Source organism: Herbaspirillum sp. GCM10030257 (genome assembly GCF_042666555.1).
GTDB lineage: Bacteria > Pseudomonadota > Gammaproteobacteria > Burkholderiales > Burkholderiaceae_D > Noviherbaspirillum.
The window spans coordinates 1-585 of the sequence record NZ_JBHTDH010000137.1 but is presented as its reverse complement, the minus strand read 5'-3'; the positions used below and the strand labels follow the sequence as shown (position 1 = coordinate 585).

Annotated in this window: 1 protein-coding gene; it reads right to left on the bottom strand. The window is 63.4% G+C overall.

Annotated elements, in window-relative coordinates:
• Window positions 1–579 (bottom strand): AMP-binding protein (locus ACFQUU_RS29435; RefSeq protein WP_382252196.1); only part of this gene is annotated, 579 nt, incomplete at its 3' end.
• Window positions 580–585 lie beyond the last annotated feature (6 nt).

Below are 585 nucleotides of genomic sequence, written 5' to 3'. Positions count from 1 at the left end.
CGCCACCGTCGATGACGATAACGCTTCGCCGCCGATCACGAACACACCCACCGCGCTCCTGACCCGGTCGGCCAGCAGGCGCTGCCCGAGCACATCGAGGTGCGCTGGCGTGATCTTGACCAGGCCGCTGCCGCCCATCCGTACCCACTGTTCCAGCTCGTCGATTTCGCGGCCCTCGGTCAGCAGCTGCACCGTGCTGCCATGGATCAGCGGCAACAGCAGGCTGGTGATGGTCGCATCGAATGACAGCGACGACGACACTACCGAGCCCTGGTCCGGATAATAAGTCTTCTGCGCCCAGCACAGGTAATTGGTCAGGCCCTGGTGTCTGACCAGCACGCCCTTGGGCATGCCGGTCGATCCCGACGTGTAGATGGTATAGGCAATATCGGACGGGGTCAGGCCGGTGTCGGTGACTGGCAAGTTGCTGTCCGGGTTGCGTTGCCAATGATGGCTGTTGGCATCCAGGTCGATAACAGGAACGTTGCTTGCCGTCACGCCCAGACGGAGTGTTCCCAGCACGGGTGCCGGCAGGCGTTCGTGCGTCAGCACCGCGACCGGGGAACTGTCCTGCAGCATGAAGGC